Here is a 19860-nt window from a genome sequence, read left to right on the forward strand (position 1 = left end):
ACCCGGGCCAGCCATTACGCGCAGACGACCATTGTCGCAATTGTCCGACAGGATGGGGCTTTTTCCTCGGCAGATTATCGAGTAACGTGGCCACTTGGTCAGATTAAACGTTTCAGCTGCCTAATTTTCTGCCTCGGCTGCCGTCCGTGCAAGGCTGTTTACTGGCCCTTTATGTGAATTTCACAACAATACTCCAGTACCCGACCGGGAACTGCAAAAGGAGAAGGTCATGCTCGAGCTCGCCAAGGAGCAGATAGCCATGGGCCAGGTGGCCGCCGACAAAGCCGGGGCACTGCGCCTGCTGGCAGAGCGGCTGGTTGCCGATGGCCTGGTCGCCGACGGTTACCTGCAGGGGCTGCAGGCCCGCGAAGCGCAAGGCTCAACGTTTCTTGGCCAGGGCATCGCCATCCCGCACGGCACGCCGCAAACCCGTGACCTGGTGTATGCCACTGGCGTGCGCCTGTTGCAGTTCCCCGAGGGGGTGGACTGGGGTGATGGCCAGATGGTGTACCTGGCCATTGGTATCGCCGCCCGTTCCGACGAACACCTGCGCCTGCTGCAACTGCTGACCCGCGCCCTGGGCGAGACCGACCTGGCACAAGCGCTGCGCCGGGCCGGTTCTGCCGAAGCGCTGCTCAAGCTGTTGCAGGGGGCGCCCCAGGCGCTGGCGCTGGATGCACAACTGGTCGGCCTGAACCTGCCAGCCGAAGATTTTGACGAGCTGGCCTGGCGCGGTGCCCGCTTGTTGCAGCGCGCCGACTGTGTTGACAGTGGCTTTGCCGCAGTGCTGCAACAGGCCGAGCCCCTGCCCCTGGGCGAGGGCTTGTGGTGGCTGCACAGCGAGCGCCAGGTGCGCCAGCCGGGCTTGGCCTTCATCACCCCGCAACAGCCGTTGCGTTACCGCGACCAGCCGCTCAACGGCCTGTTCTGCCTGGCCAGCCTCGGCGCTGCGCACCAGGCCTTGCTCGAGCGCCTGTGCGAAGTGCTGATCGAAGGCCGCGGGCAGACGCTCTACCAGGCCACCAGCAGCCGAGCCGTGCTGGAAGTGCTGGGTGGCGAGGCGCCGGCCGATTGGCCCAGCGCACGTATCGTGCTGGCTAACCCCCATGGCCTGCATGCCCGCCCGGCCAAGGTGCTGGCGCAATTGGCCAAAGGCTTTGAAGGTGAGATCCGTGTGCGACTGGTCGACAGTGCGCAGCCGGCGGTGTCGGTCAAAAGCCTGAGCAAGCTGCTGAGCCTTGGCGCCCGCCGCGGCCAGGCGCTGGAACTGGTGGCCGAGCCAAGTATTGCCGCCGACGCCTTGCCGGTACTGCTGGCCGCCATCGAACAGGGATTGGGCGAGGAGGTGGAGCCGCTGGCGCAGAGCGTTGCACCCGTTGCCGATCTCGTACCTGAAGTGTTGCAGGCCCCCGTGGCCGGCAGCCACATCCAGGGCGTGGGTGCGGCCCCCGGCATTGCCTGTGGCCCGGCGCATGTGTGCGTGGAGCGGGCGTTCGACTACCCCCTGCGCGGCGAATCGTGTGCGCAGGAGCGGCAGAAACTGCGCGAAGCCCTGGCTACCGTGAACGGCGAACTGCAGGCCTTGGTGCAGCGCAGCGACAAGGCGATTGGCGAGATCTTCGTCACCCACCAGGAAATGCTCGCCGACCCTGCCCTGAGCGACGATGTCGAGCAGCGCCTGGCCCAGGGCGAAAGTGCTGCCGCGGCATGGATGGCCGTGATTGAAGCAGCGGCCCGTCAGCAGGAATCGCTGCACGATGCCTTGCTCGCCGAGCGCGCCGCCGACCTGCGCGACATTGGCCGCCGCGTGCTGGCGCAGTTGTGTGGCGTGCAGGCGCAGGTCGAGCCCGAGCAACCCTACGTGCTAGTGATGACCGAAGTCGGCCCGTCCGATGTCGCCCGCCTGGACCCCGAACGGGTCGCCGGTATCGTGACCGCCCAGGGCGGTGCCACCGCCCACAGTGCCATTGTCGCGCGTGCCCTGGGCATCCCGGCAGTGGTCGGCGCAGGTGCGTCGGTACTGTTGCTGGAAAGCGGCACAGCGCTGCTGCTCGATGGCCAGCGCGGCCTGGTCAGCGTCGCCCCGCCAGCGGATGAACTGCAACGGGCGCTGGCCGAGCGCGACCTGCGCGAGCAGCGTCTGCAGGCCGCTTGGGCCAGCCGCTTCGAGCCCGCCGTCACCCGCGATGGGCACGCTGTCGAGGTGTTCGCCAACATCGGCGACAGCAGCGGCATCGCCAAGGTGGTGGAGCAGGGCGCCGAAGGCGTGGGCCTGCTGCGCACCGAGCTGATTTTCATGGCCCACCCGCAAGCCCCGGACGTGGCCACCCAGGAAGCCGAATACCGCCGTGTCCTCGATGGCCTGGACGGGCGCCCGTTGGTGGTGCGCACCCTGGACGTCGGCGGTGACAAGCCGCTGCCGTACTGGCCGATCGCGGCCGAAGAAAACCCGTTTCTCGGCGTGCGTGGCGTACGCCTGACCCTGCAGCGCCCGCAAGTGATGGAAGACCAGTTGCGCGCCTTGTTGCGTGCAGCCGACCAGCGTCCGCTGCGCATCATGTTCCCGATGGTCGGCCAGGTACACGAGTGGCGCGAGGCGCGGGCCATGGTCGAGCGCCTGCGGGCAGAACACCCTGTGGCCGACCTGCAGCTGGGCATCATGGTGGAAGTGCCTTCGGCAGCCCTGCTGGCACCGCAACTGGCGCGCGAAGTGGACTTCTTCAGCATCGGCACCAACGACCTGACCCAATACACCTTGGCCATCGACCGGGGCCACCCCAGCCTCTCGGCCCAGGCCGACGGCCTGCACCCAGCGGTGCTGAGCCTGATCGACATGACCGTACGCGCCGCCCACGCCCACGGTAAATGGGTAGGTGTGTGCGGTGAGCTGGCCGCCGACCCGCAGGCGGTCGCCGTGCTGCTGGGGCTGGACGTGGACGAGCTCAGCGTCGCCGCGCGCAGTATTGCCGAAGTCAAGGCCCTGGTCCGCCAGGCCGATCACCAGACAGCCCGCGCCCTGGCGCGCGAGGCACTGCAACAGGACAGCGCCGCGGCGGTTCGCGCGCTGGTGGAGCGTTACTGAATGGCCAAGATCCTCACCCTCACACTGAACCCGGCGCTGGATATCACCGTTGGCCTGGGCACCCTGCGCCCGGGGCAGGTCAACCGCAGCCAGGCGCAGCACAGCCATGCTGCCGGCAAGGGGCTGAACGTTGCCCAGGTGCTGGCCGACTTGGGTCACAGCGTGACCGTTGGCGGTTTTCTCGGGCAAGACAACTTGCAGCCGTTCGAGGCGCTGATCGGCTGGCGGGGTTTTGCCGACTGCTTTGTGCGCGTGCCGGGCGAAACCCGCAGCAACATCAAGCTGGTCGAGGCCGATGGCCGCGTCACTGACATCAACGGCCAGGGCCCGGAGGTTGACGAGGCGGCACGCAGTGCCTTGCTGCGCCGCCTGGAACAGCTTGCCCCGGGCCACGACGCGGTGGTGGTGGCTGGCAGCCTGCCGCGCGGGATCGATACCGACTGGTTCCGCCAGTTGCTCGAGCAACTCAAGGGGCAAGGCCTCAAGGTGGCCCTGGACAGCAGCGGCGACGCCCTGCGTGTCGGCCTGCAGAGCGCACCCTGGCTGGTCAAGCCCAATACCGAAGAGCTGGGCGAAGTGCTTGGGGTGCCTGTGGATAACCCGGTGCAACAGCGCGCTGCCGCCGAGCGCCTGCTGGCCAGTGGCGTCGGACACGTGGTGGTGTCGGCGGGCGAGCAGGGTGTCAGCTGGTTCACTCATGACCTGGCCCTGCATGCCTGCCCGCCCAAGGTGCGGGTCGCCAGTACGGTGGGGGCGGGGGATTCGCTGGTGGCTGGCATGGTTCACGGCTTGTTGCTGGGCGAAGCGCCCGCGCAAACCTTGATCCGTGCCACCGCCATCGCAGCCCAGGCCGTAACCCAGGTCGGCTTCGGTATTTGCGATCGCGAGCAACTGGCACTGCTGGAGGCCGCTGTGCAACTGACAGAACAACAAGAGGGTTGCCGATGAACATTGCCATTGTCACCGCCTGCCCCAATGGCCAGGTGTCGAGTGTGCTGAGTGCGCGTTTGCTGTCTGCCGCAGCCCAGCGGCGTGGCTGGAGCACCAGTGTCGAGGTACAGGATGCCGAACACCCCGAGCGGCAGCTGAGCGCAGCGCAGATCGCCGAGGCCGACTGGGTGCTGGTGGTCAGCACCGGCCCCGTGGACCTGGCCCGCTTTGTGGGCAAGCGCCTGTTCCAGAGCACGCCGTCGCACGCCCTGGCTGACCGCGAAGGCTTCCTCGATGAAGCCGCGGCCAACGCCCGCTTGCTGGGGGAGGTGCCGGGTAGCCCTGTGGTTGCTGACCGTTCAGGCGCGCGCATCGTTGCAGTCACTGCTTGCCCGACCGGCGTCGCCCATACGTTCATGGCTGCAGAGGCCCTGCAGCAAGCCGCACAACAATTGGGCTATAAGCTCACTGTCGAGACCCAGGGCTCGGTCGGTGCGCGCAACCCATTGTCTGCCGAAGCCATCGCAGAGGCCGACGTGGTGCTGCTGGCTGCTGACATCGAAGTACCCACTGCGCGCTTTGCCGGCAAACGCATCTACCGCTGCGGCACCGGCATCGCCCTGAAGCAGGCGCGGGCCACCCTGGACAAGGCCTTGGCGGAAGGCAAAGTGGAAAGCAGCGCTGACGCCGCAGCGGTCACGGCTGCGGCAAAGGGCGAGAAGGCCGGGGTGTACAAGCACCTGCTCACCGGCGTGTCGTTCATGCTGCCGATGGTGGTGGCTGGCGGCCTGCTCATCGCCTTGTCGTTCGTGTTCGGTATCGAGGCCTACAAACAGCCGGGCACGTTGCCGGCGGCGCTGATGCAGATTGGTGGCGAGGCCGCGTTCAAACTGATGGTCCCGCTGCTGGCGGGGTATATCGCCTGGTCCATCGCCGACCGCCCAGGGTTGGCCCCCGGCATGATCGGCGGCTTGCTGGCGAGCACCTTGGGTGCAGGCTTCATCGGAGGCATCGTCGCCGGGTTTCTCGCCGGTTACAGCGCCAAGGCCATTGCCCGCTGGGCACGGTTGCCCAGCAGCCTGGAGGCGCTCAAGCCGATCCTGATCATTCCGCTGCTGGCCAGCCTGTTCACCGGCCTGGTGATGATCTACGTGGTTGGCCAACCGGTAGCGGCAATGCTCGAAGGCCTCACCCACTTCCTCGACAGCATGGGCACCACCAATGCCATCCTGCTGGGGCTGTTACTGGGCGGAATGATGTGTGTCGACCTTGGCGGGCCTATCAATAAAGCTGCCTATGCCTTCTCGGTGGGGCTGCTGGCTTCATCGAGCTATGCACCGATGGCGGCGACCATGGCCGCCGGCATGGTGCCGCCGATCGGTTTGGGTATCGCCACTTTCATGGCCCGGCGCAAGTTCGCTCAGAGCGAGCGCGAGGCGGGCAAGGCAGCACTGGCGTTGGGGTTGTGCTTCATTTCCGAAGGTGCGATCCCATTTGCCGCCAAGGACCCATTGCGGGTCATCCCGGCCAGTGTGGCAGGCGGTGCGTTGACGGGGGCATTGTCGATGTATTTCGGCTGCAAGCTGATGGCGCCGCATGGCGGGTTGTTCGTGCTGCTGATCCCCAATGCAATCAACCATGCGTTGCTGTATTTGCTGGCGATCGTGGCGGGCAGCTTGCTGACGGCAGTGGTGTATGCGCTGATCAAGAAAAGCGAGCGGGTGGAATTGGCGGTGGCGCCGGTGAAAGGGTAAAGATTCCCATCGGGGCCAATGGCCTCTTGGCGGGCGTGCCCGTCAAGGGGCCGGAACAGGTCAACGCCCATGTTTGTGCCGCAACGGCACCAGCAGGTCCCCCAGGCCGTTATGGTCGATCTCATGCATCAACGCCAGCAACCCACCTAGCTCGCCGGTCGGGAAGCCTTTGCGCGCGAACCAGGCCAGGTAGTCCCCGGGCAGGTCGGCAATGGCCCGCCCTTGGTACTTGCCAAAGGGCATGGTCCGGGTCACCAGCAGTTCGAGGGTTTCCGGCTTCATCTGTGCTGCACCTGGCTGTGGGAAAGCGCCGACCATACTGCAATCTGCACGAAGGCCCAAGCGGCAATCATGCAGAACACCGCTACCACGCTTCCTTCGTATTTTTATAAGGCATTGATTTAAAAGAAATTTATTGAATTCTCAGGGTTGGCACGAACGCTGCTCCAGTAAAGGTGACTATCACCTGCCAAGGAGTTCGTACCATGAGCAACCCCAACAAAGACGCGATCGACGTGCTCAACGACCTGATCGAGTACAGCAAGGATGGCGAGAAAGGTTTCAAGGCCTCGGCCGATGATGTGAAGAACCCAGAGCTGAAAGCGTTCTTCGTTCAGCGTGCTGGCGAATGCGCCAACGCTGCCGGTGAATTGCAGAGCGAAGTGCGTCGCCTGGGCGGCGACCCGGAAACCTCCACCAGCATCAGCGGCGACCTGCACCGCGGTTGGGTCAACCTGAAGTCGATGGTCACCGGCAAGGATGAAGAAGCGGTGCTCAACGAAGTGGAACGTGGCGAGGACCATGCCCTCAAGGCCTACAAGGAAGCCCGCGAAAAGTTGGTCAAATTGGGCCGCACTGCCACCGATACTACTTACAGCTTGGTGGAAAAACAGCTGCAAGGCGTGCAGCGCAACCATGACCAGGTCAAGGCCCTGCGTAACGCCGCCCGCGCACGCTCTTAAGTCTCGGGCCCCTCTACCCGGTTACGGCCTTTGGCCTTGGCCCGGTAGAGGGCTTCGTCCGCAGCACCCAGCACTCGCGTCAAGTCGTGCTGGGAGCCGGACAGGCCGATACCAATGCTCACCGTGACTGAATGAGCATCGTCGGCAAAGGGCGCCAGTGCCTCGACACTGGCCCTGATGCGTTCAGCCAGCAGCTGGGCGCCAGCCAGGTCGGTCTCCGGCAGCACCACCAGGAATTCTTCCCCCCCATAACGTGCAGCCAGATCGGCCGGCCGGCGTATGCACGCCTCGATGGTCTTGGCCACTTCGCGCAAGGCATGGTCGCCACCGGCATGACCATGTCGCTGGTTGAATGCCTTGAAATGATCGACATCGACCATCAGCAGTGCCAGCGGCTTGCGGTTGCGTTGGGCGCGGGCCCATTCCTGGCGCAGCACCTGATCCAGCCGGCGGCGGTTGGCCAGACCCGTCAGGCTGTCGGTGGCGGCCAGCGTAGCCAGGCCCTGTTCGGCGTCGTGGCGGCGGCGTAATTCGCGACCCAGCAGGAAGGTCAGCCAGAGAATGCCCACGCACAGCACCCCGGTTGCCGCGCTGACCAGAATGGCGGTGCGGCGCCAGGACTGGAACACCTCATCAGCCGAGTGCACCACCAGCACGATCAACGGTAGCTGCGCGACCCGGGCGAAGGTATACATGCGCGGCTTGCCGCTGGTAGCCGAACGGGCGGTGAAGCTGCCGCTCTGCTCACTGAGAATGCGCTTGAAATTCGGCCGTTCGGCGTAGTTGGTGCCGATCAGCGGGTCTTGCAGGTGGGAAGGCTGGCGGGCGAGCAACTGGCCGTCGGCATTGAACAGGTTGATGCTGCTGTCGTCGCCAATGTCCAGGCGCTTGAACAGCTCACTGAAATACGACAGGCGCAGCGCACCGGCTGCCAGCCCGGCGAATTCGCCATGGGGGCCGGAAATGCGCCGGCTGAAACTGATGGACCATTCCAGGCCCCCGAGCTTGGCCTTGAAGGGCGGACCTACCAACAGGCCGAGGTTGGCGTTTTGCTGATGCGCCTTGAACACCCCCGTGTCGCCTAAGTTGGCCTGGCGCGGCACGCTGCTGGTGGAATCACCGATCACGTTGCCTTGCCGGTCCAGCCACAGCACGTCACCACGCTTGGGGTCTATGAAGGCCTCGTTGAACAGCAGGCGCTGGCGCAGCGGGCCCGGGATTTGCGGCAGCTCCTTGCGCCCGACCGCCCAGATCAGGCCTTGCAACGACTGGTCGTAAAGTTCGACGTTGCGCAGGATATCGCTTTCGATCAGTTGCACGATGTTGTTCGCCGCCCGCTCAGCCGACAACTCCACGCTGTCGCGCTCGCGGGCCAGCAGGTAGCTGACGATGGCCACGATGGCGAGCACGGCAAGGCAACTGCCCAGGTTGAGGATCAGCTCCGGGTGCGACCTGTAGAGTGCTAGACGCGGGGATTGGGTGGGCATGCTCGCTACTGCAAGGACAGGGCCATTCGCGGCGGCGACATTCTAGGGAAGCAGAGATTGTCGGACAAGATTTGTCCGACGGAATCCCGGATTACTGCAGTTTCGATTAGCCGTGTACACCTGTGGTAGCGAGTGAACCCACTACCACAGGGTTATAGGTGATGCTTGCCGCGCAAGATCAGAACACGTTCAGTGGGTAATCGACGATCACCCGCAGTTCATCGTTGTCGCTGTTGCTGTCGATCGAGGCATAGCCCTGGCTGCCACGGTGGGTGGCATAGCGCACCAGCACCGACAGGTCTTTCAGGTCACCTTCCTGGAATACGTACTTCACGTCCAGGTCGCGTTCCCAGTGCGTGGCGTTCTTGCCGTCGGCGCGGTAGTAGTCGTAGTGGGTGGTGTCCTGGGTGGCCTTGGTCAAGTCCGCCTCACCGCGCGAGTACGACAGCGAGCTGGTCAGGCCGGGCACGCCGACACCCGCGAAGTCATAGTTGTACTGCAGCTTCCACGAGCGCTCGTTAGGGGCGTTGAAGTCCGAGTACATGCGCGAGTTGTCCAGGTACACGCTGTCGCCCAGGTTGATGTAGTCGAACGGCGTGTTGCCATTGACCCGCTGGTAGGCGGCAGTAACGCTGTGGTAACCGGCGTTGACGGTGAAGTGCACGCTGTAGGTGTTGTTGTCGATCTTGCCCAGCAGGGCCTGGCCGGTGTCCTGGGTATGGTAGAAGTGCACGCCCGGGTTCAGGCTGACCAGGTCGTTGACCACGTAGGTGTAGTCGAAGTCGGCGTAGTACTGGTTCCAGATGTCCTTCAGCTCGGCGGCGTACAGGTTGGCGGTAATGTTCGGGGTACCGCTCCACGATGCGCCTGCCCAGTTCAGGTGTTTGCTCTTGTCGTGCTCGCCGAGCGAGCCATAGTAGGTGTCGATGCGGCGGTGGCCGCTTTGGTTGTACGGGTGGGTGAAGCTCACCTGGCCGCCTTCGAGCAGCAGGCCGTCGACGCTGGTGTTGGTCAGGCTCACACCACGGAAAGTCTGCGGCAGCATGCGGGTTTCACCGCCGGCGATCACCGGGTTGGTGAGGAACAGGTCACCGGCTTTCAGTTCGGTGTCGAAGGCTTTCAGCTTGACCGCGGCACCGGCAGTGGAGAACGCGTGCGGGGCTGCGCCCAGCTCGCCATCGTCCTTGATGTGCTCGGGCAGGATGCTGGTGCCGGCATGGCCGCCACCGCCGTCGAGCTTCAGGCCCAGCATGGCATGGGCGTCCAGGCCGAACCCGACCACACCTGGTGTGTAGCCCGACTCGAAGCGCGCCACCGCGCCCTGGCCCCACTCGCGGGTGTCGCGCACGCCGGCGTTGTGGTTGTCGCGGTTGAAGTAGGCATTACGGAAATGCAGGTTGAACGACGAACCCTCGATGAAGCCATCAGCCTTGTCTTCATCTGCCTGGGCGGCGTAAGGGATCGTTGCAGTCAACGCAATGAAAAGCGGGGTAAAACGAAACGCGGAAGGCACCGGTACTAGCTCCTTTGGTCTGACGGTGGGGCAGTTGTTATTTTTGAATGTGCGTCTTTTTTATAGGTGAACGTTACAGCCGGGCTGAGAGTTACAGCACATAAAAAAAGCCGCTGATCGGCAGCGGCTTTAAAAGGCTAACATATCGGCACCGGTGGTGCCCATGGCGTAGCCAAGGGAAAACGGATGCAGCGACAGCGCTTGATCAGCTGTCGGCGTTGGCATCGACAGAAGCCTTGGAAGCTGTCTGGGGTACGTCTTTTGCGGCGTCTGCCTGCTGTGCAGCTACGGTCTCGCGGGCGTCTTGATGGACCGCGCTGAACTCGGCATTACGGGCGACGAAAGCGGGGGATTCTTCGGCCATGGCCAAGGGCGACAACAACAGGGACGACAGGACGAAAACGCTGGCAATACCCATACTGTTGGACATTTGAAACTACCTTCTTGCTGTGCAAGTGCTAATGAGGACGAGCTAAAGTTAGTCCTTTCGATACACTTGAAACAGAGCGAAGTGCGATAAGCACTGTTGCGCAAAAGGTAACGATCCCTGCAAAAGCAATAGGACTTTCGGCGCCAAGCCTCATGCTAGAGCCCTTGTGGTTCGCGAGCTCTTGTCAGGTATGGGGCGGCAGCCTCATGCCAAAGGTATTCAACCCCGCACCACTGCGCACAAACACCTCCCCCCCATGCATCAGCGCAATCGCCTTGACGATCGCCAGCCCTAACCCATGGTTACCGCCACCACTGTTAGTGCGCGCGGCATCCACCCGGTAGAAACGCTCGAACAGCAATGGCAAGTGCTCGTCGTCAATCGCCGGGCCAGGGTTGCTCACGGCGATGCTGACCTGCTCGGGCTCGGCATCGATCTGCACCTGGATCACCTGGTGCGGTGCGGTGTGCTGTACGGCGTTGTTCAGCAGGTTGATCAGTGCCCGGCGCAACTGCGCCTTTTCGATCGGCGCCTGGGCATCGCCGCTGACGCTGACGCTGACCTGGGCGTCCTCAAGGATGTAGTCCAGGTAGTCGAGGGTGGTCGCCACTTCCTCGGCCAGCGACGCCTGAGTCAGGGCGGTGGCCTTGCTGCCCTGGTCGGCGTTGGCCAGGAACAGCATGTCGTTGATGATGCTGCGCAGGCGCTCCAGTTCCTCCAGGTTCGATTGCAGCACCTCGAAGTAGTGCTCGGCGCTGCGCCCGCGGGTTAACGCCACCTGGGTCTGGCCGATCAGGTTGGTCAGCGGCGAGCGCAGTTCGTGGGCGACGTCGGCGTTGAACGCCTCCAGCCGCGAATAAGCCTGGCTGACCCGGTCGAGCGCGGCGTTGAAGGCATCAGCGAACTGCGCCAGTTCCGGGGCCAGGTCATGGGTTTGCAGGCGCCCGTTCAGGCGCGGGGGGGCCAGCGCCTGAGCGTCTCTGGACAGTGCCAGCAAGGGGCGCAGGCCAATGCGCGCCACCCAGTAGCCCAGTACCGATGCCAGCAGTATGCCAAACACCGCCAGGCCGATAATCGCTACCAACAGGCTGTGCTGGGCCTGCCAGAAGGTTTCGGTATCGATACCGATCATGAAGCGCAGCGACGGCCGTTCACCCAGCGCCGGCAGCTCGCTCACCAGCACTTTGTACGGGTAGGGCCGCTCGGGCAGGCGCAGGTCGCGCATGCCCTGCGGGCCTTCGGCGAAGGCGCGTACCAGCTCGCTGGGGTGGCCATATTCATAGGCCGGGTTGCTGCTGACCACCCAGAAGCGAATGCGCTTGTCCTCTTCGCTGAGCAAGTTGAGCTTGTTGTTGATCTTGGCCCAATGCTCCGGCGTACCGAAGCGGTTGAGGGTGGATTCAAGCACGCTGAAACGCGCATCCAGCTCCGCTTGTGGCAGCAGGTCCAGGCTGCGGTCGACCTGGCGATACAACGCCGAGCCGATCAGCAGGAACACGCCCAGTGCCACCAGGATGAACAGTGCCGACAGGCGTAGCGCGATGGAGTTACCCCGCACGGTTTTCCAGGACATAGCCCATGCCTCGGATGGTGTGCAGCAGCTTGTTGTCGAACGGCCCGTCAAGCTTGGCGCGCAGGCGCTTGATTGCCACCTCGACGACGTTGGCATCGCTGTCGAAATTGATATCCCAGACCAGCTCGGCAATCGCCGTCTTCGACAGGATTTCACCCTGCCGGCGGGCCAGCACGCTGAGCAGCGAGAACTCCTTGGCAGTCAGGTCCAGGCGCTGTCCAGCACGCGTGGCCTTGCGCGCCATCAGGTCGATCCACAGGTCGGCCACCTGTACCTGCAGGGGTTCGTGGCTGCTGCTACGGCGGGTCAGGGCCTGCAGGCGGGCGACCAGTTCAAGGAACGAGAACGGCTTGCCCAGGTAGTCGTCGGCACCTTCGCGCAGACCATGGATGCGGTCTTCGACGCGTTCGCGGGCAGTGAGCATGATGACCGGAGTCTGCTTGCGCGCACGCAGGGCGCGCAGCACGCCGTAGCCGTCCAGACCCGGTAGCATCACGTCCAGCACGATCACCGCGTAATCACCCTCCAGGGCCAGGTGCAGGCCGTCGATGCCATCGCGCGCCAGGTCGACGTTAAAACCCTGCTCGGTCAGGCCGCGATGCAGGTAGTCAGCGGTTTTTTCTTCGTCTTCGATGATCAGCACACGCATGGTCTTGTCCTAACTGGCACTTGGCGCTGCCTCGCGGGCAGCCTGGCGGCGGTGGAACAGGCGCTCCAGGGCCAAGTATATGACCGGGGTGGTGAACAGCGTCAGCGCCTGGCTGACCAGCAGGCCACCGACCACGGCAATGCCCAATGGCTGGCGCAGTTCGGCGCCGGCGCCAAAACCGAACATCAGCGGCACCGCGCCGAGCAGAGCGGCCAGGGTTGTCATGATGATCGGCCGGAAGCGTGTCAGGCAGGCCTGGTGGATCGCCTGTTCCGGTGTCAGGCCTTGTTGGCGCTGCGCTTCGAGGGCGAAGTCGATCAGCAGGATGCCGTTCTTCTTGACGATACCGATCAGCAGCACCACGCCGATCAGCCCCATGATGCTGAAGTCCTGGCCCATGGCCCACAGTAAAATCAGCGCACCGAGGCCTGCCGAGGGTAGGGTGGAGATGATCGTCAGCGGGTGTACGAAGCTCTCGTACAGCACGCCAAGGATGATATACACCGCCACCAGCGCCGCCAGGATCAGCCACGGTTGGCTCGACAGCGAGCTCTGGAAGGCCTGCGCCGCGCCCTGGAAGTTGCCGCTGATGGAATCGGGCATGCCCAGTTCGCGCTGGGTGCGGTCGAGGATGCTCACCGCATCGCCCAATGCCACACCGGGTGCCAGGTTGAACGACAGGTTGGCCGCCGGGAATAGGCCGTCGTGGCTGATCGACAATGGCCCGGTGCTGGGCGGCGCCACATGGGCCAACGCCGAGAGCGGCACCATTTCGTTGGTCAGTGGCGAGCGCAGGTAGAAGAAGTTGAGGCTTTCGGCCTTGCCGCGCTGGTGCGCATCCAGTTCGAGAATGACCTTGTACTGGTTGGTATCGGTCTGGAATTCGCTGATTTGCCGCTGGCCGAAGGCGTCGTACAGCGCCTGGTCGACGTCGGTGGTGGTCAGGCCGAAGCGGGCTGCAGCCTGGCGATCGATATCGATGCGGGTAACGCTGGCGCCCAGTTGCAGGTCATTGGACAGGTCGCGGAACGCCGGGTTTTCTCGCAGCCGCTCGGTCAGGCGCTGGGTCCACAGGTTCAGTGCCTCGCCGTCGTTGCTCTTGAGCACGTACTGGTACTGGGTGCGCGAAGGGCCGGAACTGAGGTTGATGTCCTGGCCGGCGCGCATGTACAGGACAATGCCCGGTACCTGGGCCAGTTTGGGCCGCAGCCGGTCGATCAGTTCGCTGGCCGATACATCCCGTTCGCCACGTGGCTTCAGGGCGATCCAGAAACGGCCGTTGGCGATGGTCTGGTTGCTACCGGTGACGCCCACCGAGTGGGAGAACGCGCGCACCGCCGGGTCGGCACCGATGATTTTCGCCAGCGCCTGGTGTTTTTCGATCATCGACGGGTACGACACATCCGCTGCGGCCTCGCTGGTGCCGAGGATGAAACCGGTGTCCTGTAACGGGAAGAAGCCTTTGGGGATGGCCACGTAACCGGCCACGGCCAGCGCCAGGGTTATCCCGAACACACCGAGGGTCAGGCGCTGGTGGGCAAGGGCGTGGTCAAGACCCTTCTCGTACCATTTGACCAGGCGTTCGCCAAAACCGCCCTTGTGCTCGCCGGGCGGGCGGCGCATGAACAGCGCGCAGAGGGTAGGCGCCAGGGTTAACGAAACCACCACCGAAATCAGGATGGTGGAAGTGGCAGTCAGGGCGAACTCCTTGAACAGCCGGCCAACCACGCCACCCATGAACAGCAGCGGGATGAACGCGGCTATCAGCGAGAAGCTGATCGACACGACGGTAAAGCCGATTTCCCCGGCGCCTTTGAGCGCTGCCGTGCGGCTATCATCGCCGGCCTCCAGGTGGCGATGGATGTTCTCCACCACGACGATGGCGTCATCGACCACGAAACCCACTGAAATGACGATAGCGACCAGAGTCAGGTTGTTCAGGCTGAAGCCGAGGATGTACATCAGCGCGCAGCTGGCAATCAGCGACACGCCAAGCACGCTGGACACCACCAGGGTCGCTGACCACTGGCGCAGGAACAGCGCCATCACCCCGATCACCAAAACCACGGCGATCATCAGGGTCAGCTCCACTTCGTGCAGCGAGGCGCGGATGGTCTGGGTGCGGTCCTGCAGCACCGACACCTCGACCGAGGCCGGCAGCATCTCCTGCAGCTTGGGCAGGGCGGCCATGACCCGGTCCACGGTATCGACGATGTTTGCGCCGGGCTGGCGGAAGATCACCAGGTTGAGCCCCGGCTTGTCACCGGACCAAGCCTTGACGTAGGCATTTTCGGCACCGTTGATTACCTTCGCAACGTCCTTCAGGTGCACGGGGGCGCCGTCACGGTACGAGACGATCAGTTGGGCGTAGTCCTCGGGATGGAACAGCTGGTCGTTGGCGGCAATGGTCGACACACTGTGCTCGCCGTACAGCGCGCCCTTGGCCAGGTTCAGGCTGGTCTGCTGGATGGCCTGGCGCAGGTCGGCCAGGGTCAGGCCGATGGCCGCCAGCTTCTCGGGTTGCGCCTGCACACGAATGGCTGGGCGCAGTTGCCCGGTGATGTTGATCAGGCCGACCCCTTCGATCTGGCTCAGCTGCCGGGCCAGCAGGGTTTCGGCGTAGTCGCTCAGGTCGTTGCCGGGCATCTGGTCGGAACTGACCGTCATTACCAGCACCGGGCTGTCGGCCGGGTTGACCTTGCGCCAGGTCGGCGGGTTGGGCAGGTCTTGCGGCAGGCGTGCAGTGGCGGTGTTGATGGCCGCCTGCACTTCCTGGGCGGCGGTGTCGATGTTCTTGTCCAGCGTGAACTGCAGAATCAGTGTGGTCGAGCCCAATGCGCTGCTGCTGGTCATCTGGGTCATGCCGGGGATGGCACTGAACTGCACTTCCAAGGGCGTGGCCACCGAGGAGGCCATGGTCTCCGGACTGGCGCCAGGCAACTGGGCGGTGACCTGGATGGTCGGGAAGTCGGCCTCGGGCAGCGGCGCCACCGGCAGGCGCGGAAAGGCGATGGCCCCCAGCAGCACCAAGGCGAAGGTCAGCAGCAAGGTGGCTATGGGGTGGTCGATGCACCAGGCCGAAACACCGTTGCGGGTATTCATGGCCGGCCCCGGCGCTCGGCCATTGCCGACGGTGCGGGGGCGTCGGGGGTGACCTCGACCCGTGCCCCTGGCTTGAGCCGCGACTGGCCATCGAGCACCAGGCGCTCGCCCGGCTTGACCCCGGCAATGATGTTCAGCCCACTGTCCTGGTACAGCACCTTGACCGGCACGCTGGTGACCTTGTCACCCTCCAGGCGGTAGACGAAATACCCGTCGACCCCGCGTTGCACCACCGGCGGCGGTACTACCAGGGCGTTTTCTTCCACGGCGGTACGCAGGCGTATGGTGACCAACTGGCCCGGCCACAGGCGGCCAGCTTTATTGTCGAACTCGGCTTTTACCCGCACGGTGCCGGTGGTGGCGGAAACCTGGTTGTCAATCAAGGCCAGATGACCCTCGCCGAGCAGGCTGCGTTCGCCGTCGGCGTCCATGTAAGCCTGCACCAGTGCCGGCGCAGGGGCCTGGAGCAGGCTTTGCAGGGTCGGCAGCATCTGTTGCGGCAGGGCGAATTCCACGGCGATGGGGTCGATCTGGGTGACGCTGAACAGGCCTTGGGTATCGCTGGTGCGCACCAGGTTGCCTGGGTCGACATTGCGAATGCCTACACGGCCGGTTACCGGTGAGCGGATCTGGGTATACGACAGCTGCACTTGGGCGTTGGCGATTGCCGCCTGGTTTCCTTTTACCGTGGCCTGCAGCTGGTTCACCAGTGCCTGCTGCTGGTCGAGTGTCTGCTTGGACACGCCGTCATCGCTGCTAAGCAGGCGGTAGCGCTTGAGGTCGACAGCGGCTACCTGAATCTGCGCCTGGCTCTGGCCGAGCTGGGCGCGCGCCTGGTCGAGCTGGGCATGTATGGCGCGGTCGTCCAGGGTCGCGAGCAGGTCGCCTTGCTTGACCCACTGGCCCTCCTTGACCAGCACTTGGGTCAGCACCCCCTCGACCTGTGGGCGCACGTCTACGCTGTGCAGCGACAGCACCGAGCCGATGGCGCTGGCGTAGCGCGGCACGTCCTGCTGCGCGACGCTGATCACGCGCACCGGGATGGCTGCTTGCGCGCGGGGGCCAGGGGCTGGCTGGCGCTGGGCGAACCAGCTGCCAGCGACTACCAGGGCCAACAGTGCCAGGGCGGCAAGTAGGGCAGAGCGGGACGGACGTCGCATCGGTGCGGGCACCTTGGCCAGTGGGGTGGGAACGGTGGTCAGTATTCAATCTTATAGCCGCCGAACCGGGTCGGCAGCGTGACTGCTGGCTGACAGGCATGTCAGTTTCAGTTCTCCGGCCGCCCCCCGTTGGGTTGTGCGACACCCAGCAGGTTGGTGGTGTGCCTAGAAACCGATAAAGGCGTAATACACTGGCGGCTCGTGGGTGGTGTGCAGACCCTGCTCCTGCAAGCTGGCCACCAGCGCCTCGTCCTCAACATGCAGGCTCCACTGCGTACCATCATCACCCGGTCGCTGTGCCAAGGCCGCAGCGAACGCCCCCATGTCCGGCAGATAGGCAGTGAAGCCGTTGCCTTTTAGCGCACTGGTGGTCATGCCCAGCGCCTGGCACACCGCTACCTTGGCGGCAATGTCCTCGCGGTCGGCCTGGCGCGAGGCCTGCACCAGCGCCTTTAGCCCGGCATCCACCAGTTGCGTGCCATGGATGAGCTCCGGCCCCTGCTGCCAGGCTTCCGGCGGGCAGTCCTTGCTCTCTGGCCGCAGCGGGATATGCGGGTTGATTTCTACCGGGTAGATGCGGCAGACCAACGGCCGCTGTTCATAGATGATGCACAGGTCGTTGTCGTCGAGGTTGCGGCAACGCCCAGGGTTGAACGCGGCAAAGGTCACCGACACACGCGCTTCGCCGTTGCCGCAGCGCACAGGGTATGAGCGGCGCAACACATGCTCACGCTGCTCCGGCGGCATGCCCGGGCCGTCGGTCACGAAGGCTTCGATCAGCACGATCACCTGGCCGGCATCAGCCGCCCAGCGGCGGGCTTCGTCCAGAGTCAGGGGCACATGGTGACCGGTACAGCACTTGCCGCAACCGGTACAGCCGAAACGCAAGCTGTCGGTCACTTGGCCTCCGGGCTCCATTCACTGACGAAGGCCCGTTGCTGTTGACGGTCGTACAGGCACAGTTCGGTGCCCGTGCGCTGCTTCATGTGCTTCTGTGGGTAGACGCCCTCGATCAGCAAGGCACTCATGCCCACCTGGTCATCGAATTCCACGGGCTTGCCGCGGGCGTGGGCGTTCTTGAACTGGCTGGCGGCCAGGCAGGCCTTGAGCATCTGTTGGCGCTGCTCGTTCCAGGCCTGGCCGCTGGAGGCCTGGGCAAGGCCGGTGAAGAGGGCGCAGCTGATCAAAATGGAGCTGAGAAACTTCATACGCGATTCCGGCAAATTGCTTGCGAGGGGGAGAATTATGCCCGACTCCCCCCCGACGGCAAGCCGGGCAGTTTGTCGCTGAATATATCAGCGCTCGGCGAACACCACGGTACGCGCGGCCACCACCAGACAATCGGTCAGCTCTGGCGAAGAGAACTTGGTAAGGATGGCATTGGCCCCGGCCTGGGTCGCTTTCTCGCTGCTCATGGCACTGTCCAGCGAGGTGTGCAACAGCACGTACAGGTGCTGGAAGTCGGGGGTTTCACGCAGGGTACGGGTGAAGGCGTAGCCGTCCATCTCGCTCATTTCGATGTCGGAAACGATCACGTTGATCTCCTGGGCGGTGCCTTGCAGCTCAAGCAGAACGTTGATTGCGTCCTTGGCGCTGCGCGCGGTGTGGCACTCGATGCCGAGGTTGCGCAAGGTATGCACCGACTGTTGCAGGGCCACCTGGCTGTCGTCTACGACAAGGATGTTGGCGGCGGCCAGCAGGCTGGCGTCTTCCTCGCTCAAGGTACCGTGGGGTGGTTCGGCCACGGGCGGGGCGATGGCGTGGATGACTTTCTCGATGTCCAGCACCTGCACCAGGGTGTTGTCGACACGGGTCACGCCGGTGATGAAAGAGCGGTTGCCCGACGCGTAGGGCGGCGGTTTGATGTCGGTGCTCAGGCAATGCACGATGCGGCTGACCGCCTGCACGTGCAGGCCCTGGCGCGAGCGGCTGATCTCGGTGACGATCAGGCAGCCGCCCTGCGGGTCTTCGAGCGGCCGCTCGCCAATGGCGCGAGACAGGTCGATGACCGACAGCGAATGGCCACGCAACGTCGCAACGCCTTTCACGTTGGGGTGCGATTCCGGCAGTTTGGTCAGCGGCGGGCAGGGGATGATTTCGCTGACCTTGAGCAGGTTGATAGCCATCAACTTGCCGCTGCGCAGGGTGAACAGCAGCAGCGACAGCGAGTCCGCGCGGGCTTTTTGCGTGGTCATGGTGACCTTCGGTGGGGAACAGGGGATATCTGGTTATCGGCGCTTTGGCGGCTGGCTTTAGGGTATTGATGGCAGTGGGTGGGGTCGCCTTGGTTTTTGTATTGCCAGTGAGACCGAGCGCCGCCCGCGCGGCGCATCGCGAGCTGCGCTCGCTCCTACGGTTGTTCCGGGCCAGTTATTTCTGGGGGATTTGCGCGCGAACGCCTTGGTACATGGCGCGATATCGCGTCGTACAAACAAGGCGGTCGCGTGCGCCTGTCACAGGCGTGACTGGCCAGAAAAAAACGTAGGAGCGAGCGCAGCTCGCGATGCGCCGCGCGGGCGGCGCTCGATTTCTGCAACACCCTAAAACCCACGCCAAACATACCCGGCCATTCCGCAATCTCATGCCATGCGGTGTGGCTTCGTAAGGGTATGGCGGTAGAGGTGCGTCGCGTGGAAGACCGAGCGCCGCCCGCGCGGCGCATCGCGAGCTGCGCTCGCTCCTACGGTTGTTTCGGGCCAATTATTCCTGGGGGATTTGCGCGCGAGCGCCTTGGCGCATGGCGCGAGATCGCGTCGTAAAACAAGGCGGTCGCGCGCGCCTGTCACAGGCGTGACTGGCCAGAAAAAAACGTAGGAGCTCGCGATGCGCCGCGCGGGCGGCGCTCGATTTCTGCAACACCCTAAATCCCACGCCAAACATACCCGGCCATTCCGCAATCTCATGCCATGCGGTGTGGCTTCGTAAGGGTATGGCGGTAGAGGTGCGTCGTCTGGGAGACCGAGCGCCGCCCGCGCGGCGCATCGCGAGCTGCGCTCGCTCCTACGGTTGTTTCGGGCCAGTTATTTCTGGGGGATTTGCGCGCGAACGCCTTGGTACATGGCGCGATATCGCGTCGTACAAACGAGGCGGTGATCGTGTCCCGGGAAGTGGTGTAACTGAACCAGCCGAAGGCGCCCTGCAGGCGAAAGAGGATGGTCATCGTGGTTCTTGGCTAACGTTGAGTTTGCGAAGACCAAACACTCACCAGAGAAACCACG

Annotated in this window: 15 protein-coding genes; 4 read left to right on the plus strand and 11 right to left on the minus strand. The window is 64.1% G+C overall.

Annotated elements, in window-relative coordinates:
• The first annotated feature begins 229 nt into the window (after positions 1-229).
• From ptsP to DMX11_RS16855, 3 genes are read left to right on the plus strand one after another with little or no spacing between them, the layout of a single operon-like run.
• Positions 230-3082, plus strand: a complete 2853-nt coding sequence (gene ptsP / locus DMX11_RS16845; protein ID WP_110745530.1) for a phosphoenolpyruvate--protein phosphotransferase — start codon at positions 230-232, stop codon at positions 3080-3082.
• Positions 3083-4030 (plus strand): 1-phosphofructokinase, encoded by a 948-nt coding sequence (gene pfkB, locus DMX11_RS16850; protein WP_110745531.1) that lies wholly within the window; start codon positions 3083-3085, stop codon positions 4028-4030.
• Positions 4027-5766 (plus strand): PTS fructose-like transporter subunit IIB, encoded by a 1740-nt coding sequence (locus DMX11_RS16855; RefSeq protein WP_110745532.1) that lies wholly within the window; start codon positions 4027-4029, stop codon positions 5764-5766. The genes pfkB and DMX11_RS16855 overlap by 4 nt, the downstream gene beginning before the upstream one ends.
• A 60-nt stretch (positions 5767-5826) precedes the next feature.
• Here the strand turns inward: DMX11_RS16855 and DMX11_RS16860 are convergent, their stop codons facing one another.
• A complete protein-coding gene (locus DMX11_RS16860) occupies positions 5827-6048 on the minus strand; it encodes a DUF3820 family protein (RefSeq protein WP_110745533.1) in 222 nt (73 codons plus the stop codon).
• Between the two features lie 203 nt (positions 6049-6251).
• Between DMX11_RS16860 and DMX11_RS16865 the strand changes: the two genes are divergently transcribed.
• Positions 6252-6728: a PA2169 family four-helix-bundle protein gene (locus DMX11_RS16865; protein WP_110745534.1), complete on the plus strand. Its 477-nt coding sequence runs from the start codon at positions 6252-6254 to the stop codon at positions 6726-6728.
• On the opposite strand, the gene DMX11_RS16870 is transcribed toward DMX11_RS16865, so the two are convergent.
• The 10 genes from DMX11_RS16870 to DMX11_RS16915 form a co-directional block, all read right to left on the minus strand.
• Positions 6725-8215, minus strand: a complete 1491-nt coding sequence (locus DMX11_RS16870) for a sensor domain-containing diguanylate cyclase (protein ID WP_110745535.1) — start codon at positions 8213-8215, stop codon at positions 6725-6727. The genes DMX11_RS16865 and DMX11_RS16870 overlap by 4 nt on opposite strands.
• 178 nt (positions 8216-8393) lie before the next feature.
• Positions 8394-9728, minus strand: coding sequence for an OprD family porin (locus DMX11_RS16875; protein ID WP_110745536.1), 1335 nt, complete (start codon positions 9726-9728; stop codon positions 8394-8396).
• 205 nt (positions 9729-9933) lie between these two features.
• The gene (locus tag DMX11_RS16880) at positions 9934-10158 is read right to left on the minus strand and encodes a hypothetical protein (protein WP_110745537.1); all 225 of its coding nucleotides are present in this window, start codon (positions 10156-10158) and stop codon (positions 9934-9936) included.
• A 184-nt stretch (positions 10159-10342) separates the two neighbouring features.
• Complete coding sequence (locus DMX11_RS16885; protein WP_110745538.1) at positions 10343-11731, minus strand: heavy metal sensor histidine kinase; 1389 nt, start codon at positions 11729-11731, stop codon at positions 10343-10345.
• Positions 11706-12380, minus strand: a complete 675-nt coding sequence (locus DMX11_RS16890; protein WP_110745539.1) for a heavy metal response regulator transcription factor — start codon at positions 12378-12380, stop codon at positions 11706-11708. Before DMX11_RS16890 ends, DMX11_RS16885 begins: the two co-directional genes overlap by 26 nt.
• A gap of 9 nt (positions 12381-12389) precedes the next feature.
• A complete protein-coding gene (locus DMX11_RS16895) occupies positions 12390-15482 on the minus strand; it encodes a multidrug efflux RND transporter permease subunit (RefSeq protein WP_110745540.1) in 3093 nt (1030 codons plus the stop codon).
• Positions 15479-16642, minus strand: coding sequence for an efflux RND transporter periplasmic adaptor subunit (locus DMX11_RS16900; protein WP_110745541.1), 1164 nt, complete (start codon positions 16640-16642; stop codon positions 15479-15481). The genes DMX11_RS16895 and DMX11_RS16900 overlap by 4 nt, the downstream gene beginning before the upstream one ends.
• 165 nt (positions 16643-16807) lie before the next feature.
• The gene (locus tag DMX11_RS16905) at positions 16808-17542 is read right to left on the minus strand and encodes a YkgJ family cysteine cluster protein (protein ID WP_110745542.1); all 735 of its coding nucleotides are present in this window, start codon (positions 17540-17542) and stop codon (positions 16808-16810) included.
• Positions 17539-17850 carry a hypothetical protein gene (locus DMX11_RS16910; protein WP_110745543.1) on the minus strand — a complete coding sequence of 104 codons (312 nt, stop codon included), beginning with the start codon at positions 17848-17850 and terminating at the stop codon, positions 17539-17541. Before DMX11_RS16910 ends, DMX11_RS16905 begins: the two co-directional genes overlap by 4 nt.
• Before the next feature lie 87 nt (positions 17851-17937).
• Positions 17938-18837: a chemotaxis protein gene (locus DMX11_RS16915; protein ID WP_110745544.1), complete on the minus strand. Its 900-nt coding sequence runs from the start codon at positions 18835-18837 to the stop codon at positions 17938-17940.
• Between the last annotated feature and the right edge of the window lie 1023 nt (positions 18838-19860).

The sequence above is a fragment of the Pseudomonas sp. LB-090624 genome (assembly GCF_003205205.1).
In the GTDB taxonomy this organism is placed as follows: Bacteria; Pseudomonadota; Gammaproteobacteria; order Pseudomonadales; family Pseudomonadaceae; genus Aquipseudomonas.

Bases quoted from the DNA above. Each gene is read 5' to 3' on its own strand.
- ptsP (WP_110745530.1), top strand. From the start codon at position 230: ATGCTCGAGCTCGCCAAGGAGCAGATAGCCATGGGCCAGGTGGCCGCC.
- pfkB (WP_110745531.1), top strand. From the start codon at position 3,083: ATGGCCAAGATCCTCACCCTCACACTGAACCCGGCGCTGGATATCACC.
- DMX11_RS16855 (WP_110745532.1), top strand. From the start codon at position 4,027: ATGAACATTGCCATTGTCACCGCCTGCCCCAATGGCCAGGTGTCGAGT.
- DMX11_RS16860 (WP_110745533.1), bottom strand. From the start codon at position 6,048: ATGAAGCCGGAAACCCTCGAACTGCTGGTGACCCGGACCATGCCCTTT.
- DMX11_RS16865 (WP_110745534.1), top strand. From the start codon at position 6,252: ATGAGCAACCCCAACAAAGACGCGATCGACGTGCTCAACGACCTGATC.
- DMX11_RS16870 (WP_110745535.1), bottom strand. From the start codon at position 8,215: ATGCCCACCCAATCCCCGCGTCTAGCACTCTACAGGTCGCACCCGGAG.
- DMX11_RS16880 (WP_110745537.1), bottom strand. From the start codon at position 10,158: ATGTCCAACAGTATGGGTATTGCCAGCGTTTTCGTCCTGTCGTCCCTG.
- DMX11_RS16885 (WP_110745538.1), bottom strand. From the start codon at position 11,731: ATGTCCTGGAAAACCGTGCGGGGTAACTCCATCGCGCTACGCCTGTCG.
- DMX11_RS16890 (WP_110745539.1), bottom strand. From the start codon at position 12,380: ATGCGTGTGCTGATCATCGAAGACGAAGAAAAAACCGCTGACTACCTG.
- DMX11_RS16895 (WP_110745540.1), bottom strand. From the start codon at position 15,482: ATGAATACCCGCAACGGTGTTTCGGCCTGGTGCATCGACCACCCCATA.
- DMX11_RS16900 (WP_110745541.1), bottom strand. From the start codon at position 16,642: ATGCGACGTCCGTCCCGCTCTGCCCTACTTGCCGCCCTGGCACTGTTG.
- DMX11_RS16910 (WP_110745543.1), bottom strand. From the start codon at position 17,850: ATGAAGTTTCTCAGCTCCATTTTGATCAGCTGCGCCCTCTTCACCGGC.
- DMX11_RS16915 (WP_110745544.1), bottom strand. From the start codon at position 18,837: ATGACCACGCAAAAAGCCCGCGCGGACTCGCTGTCGCTGCTGCTGTTC.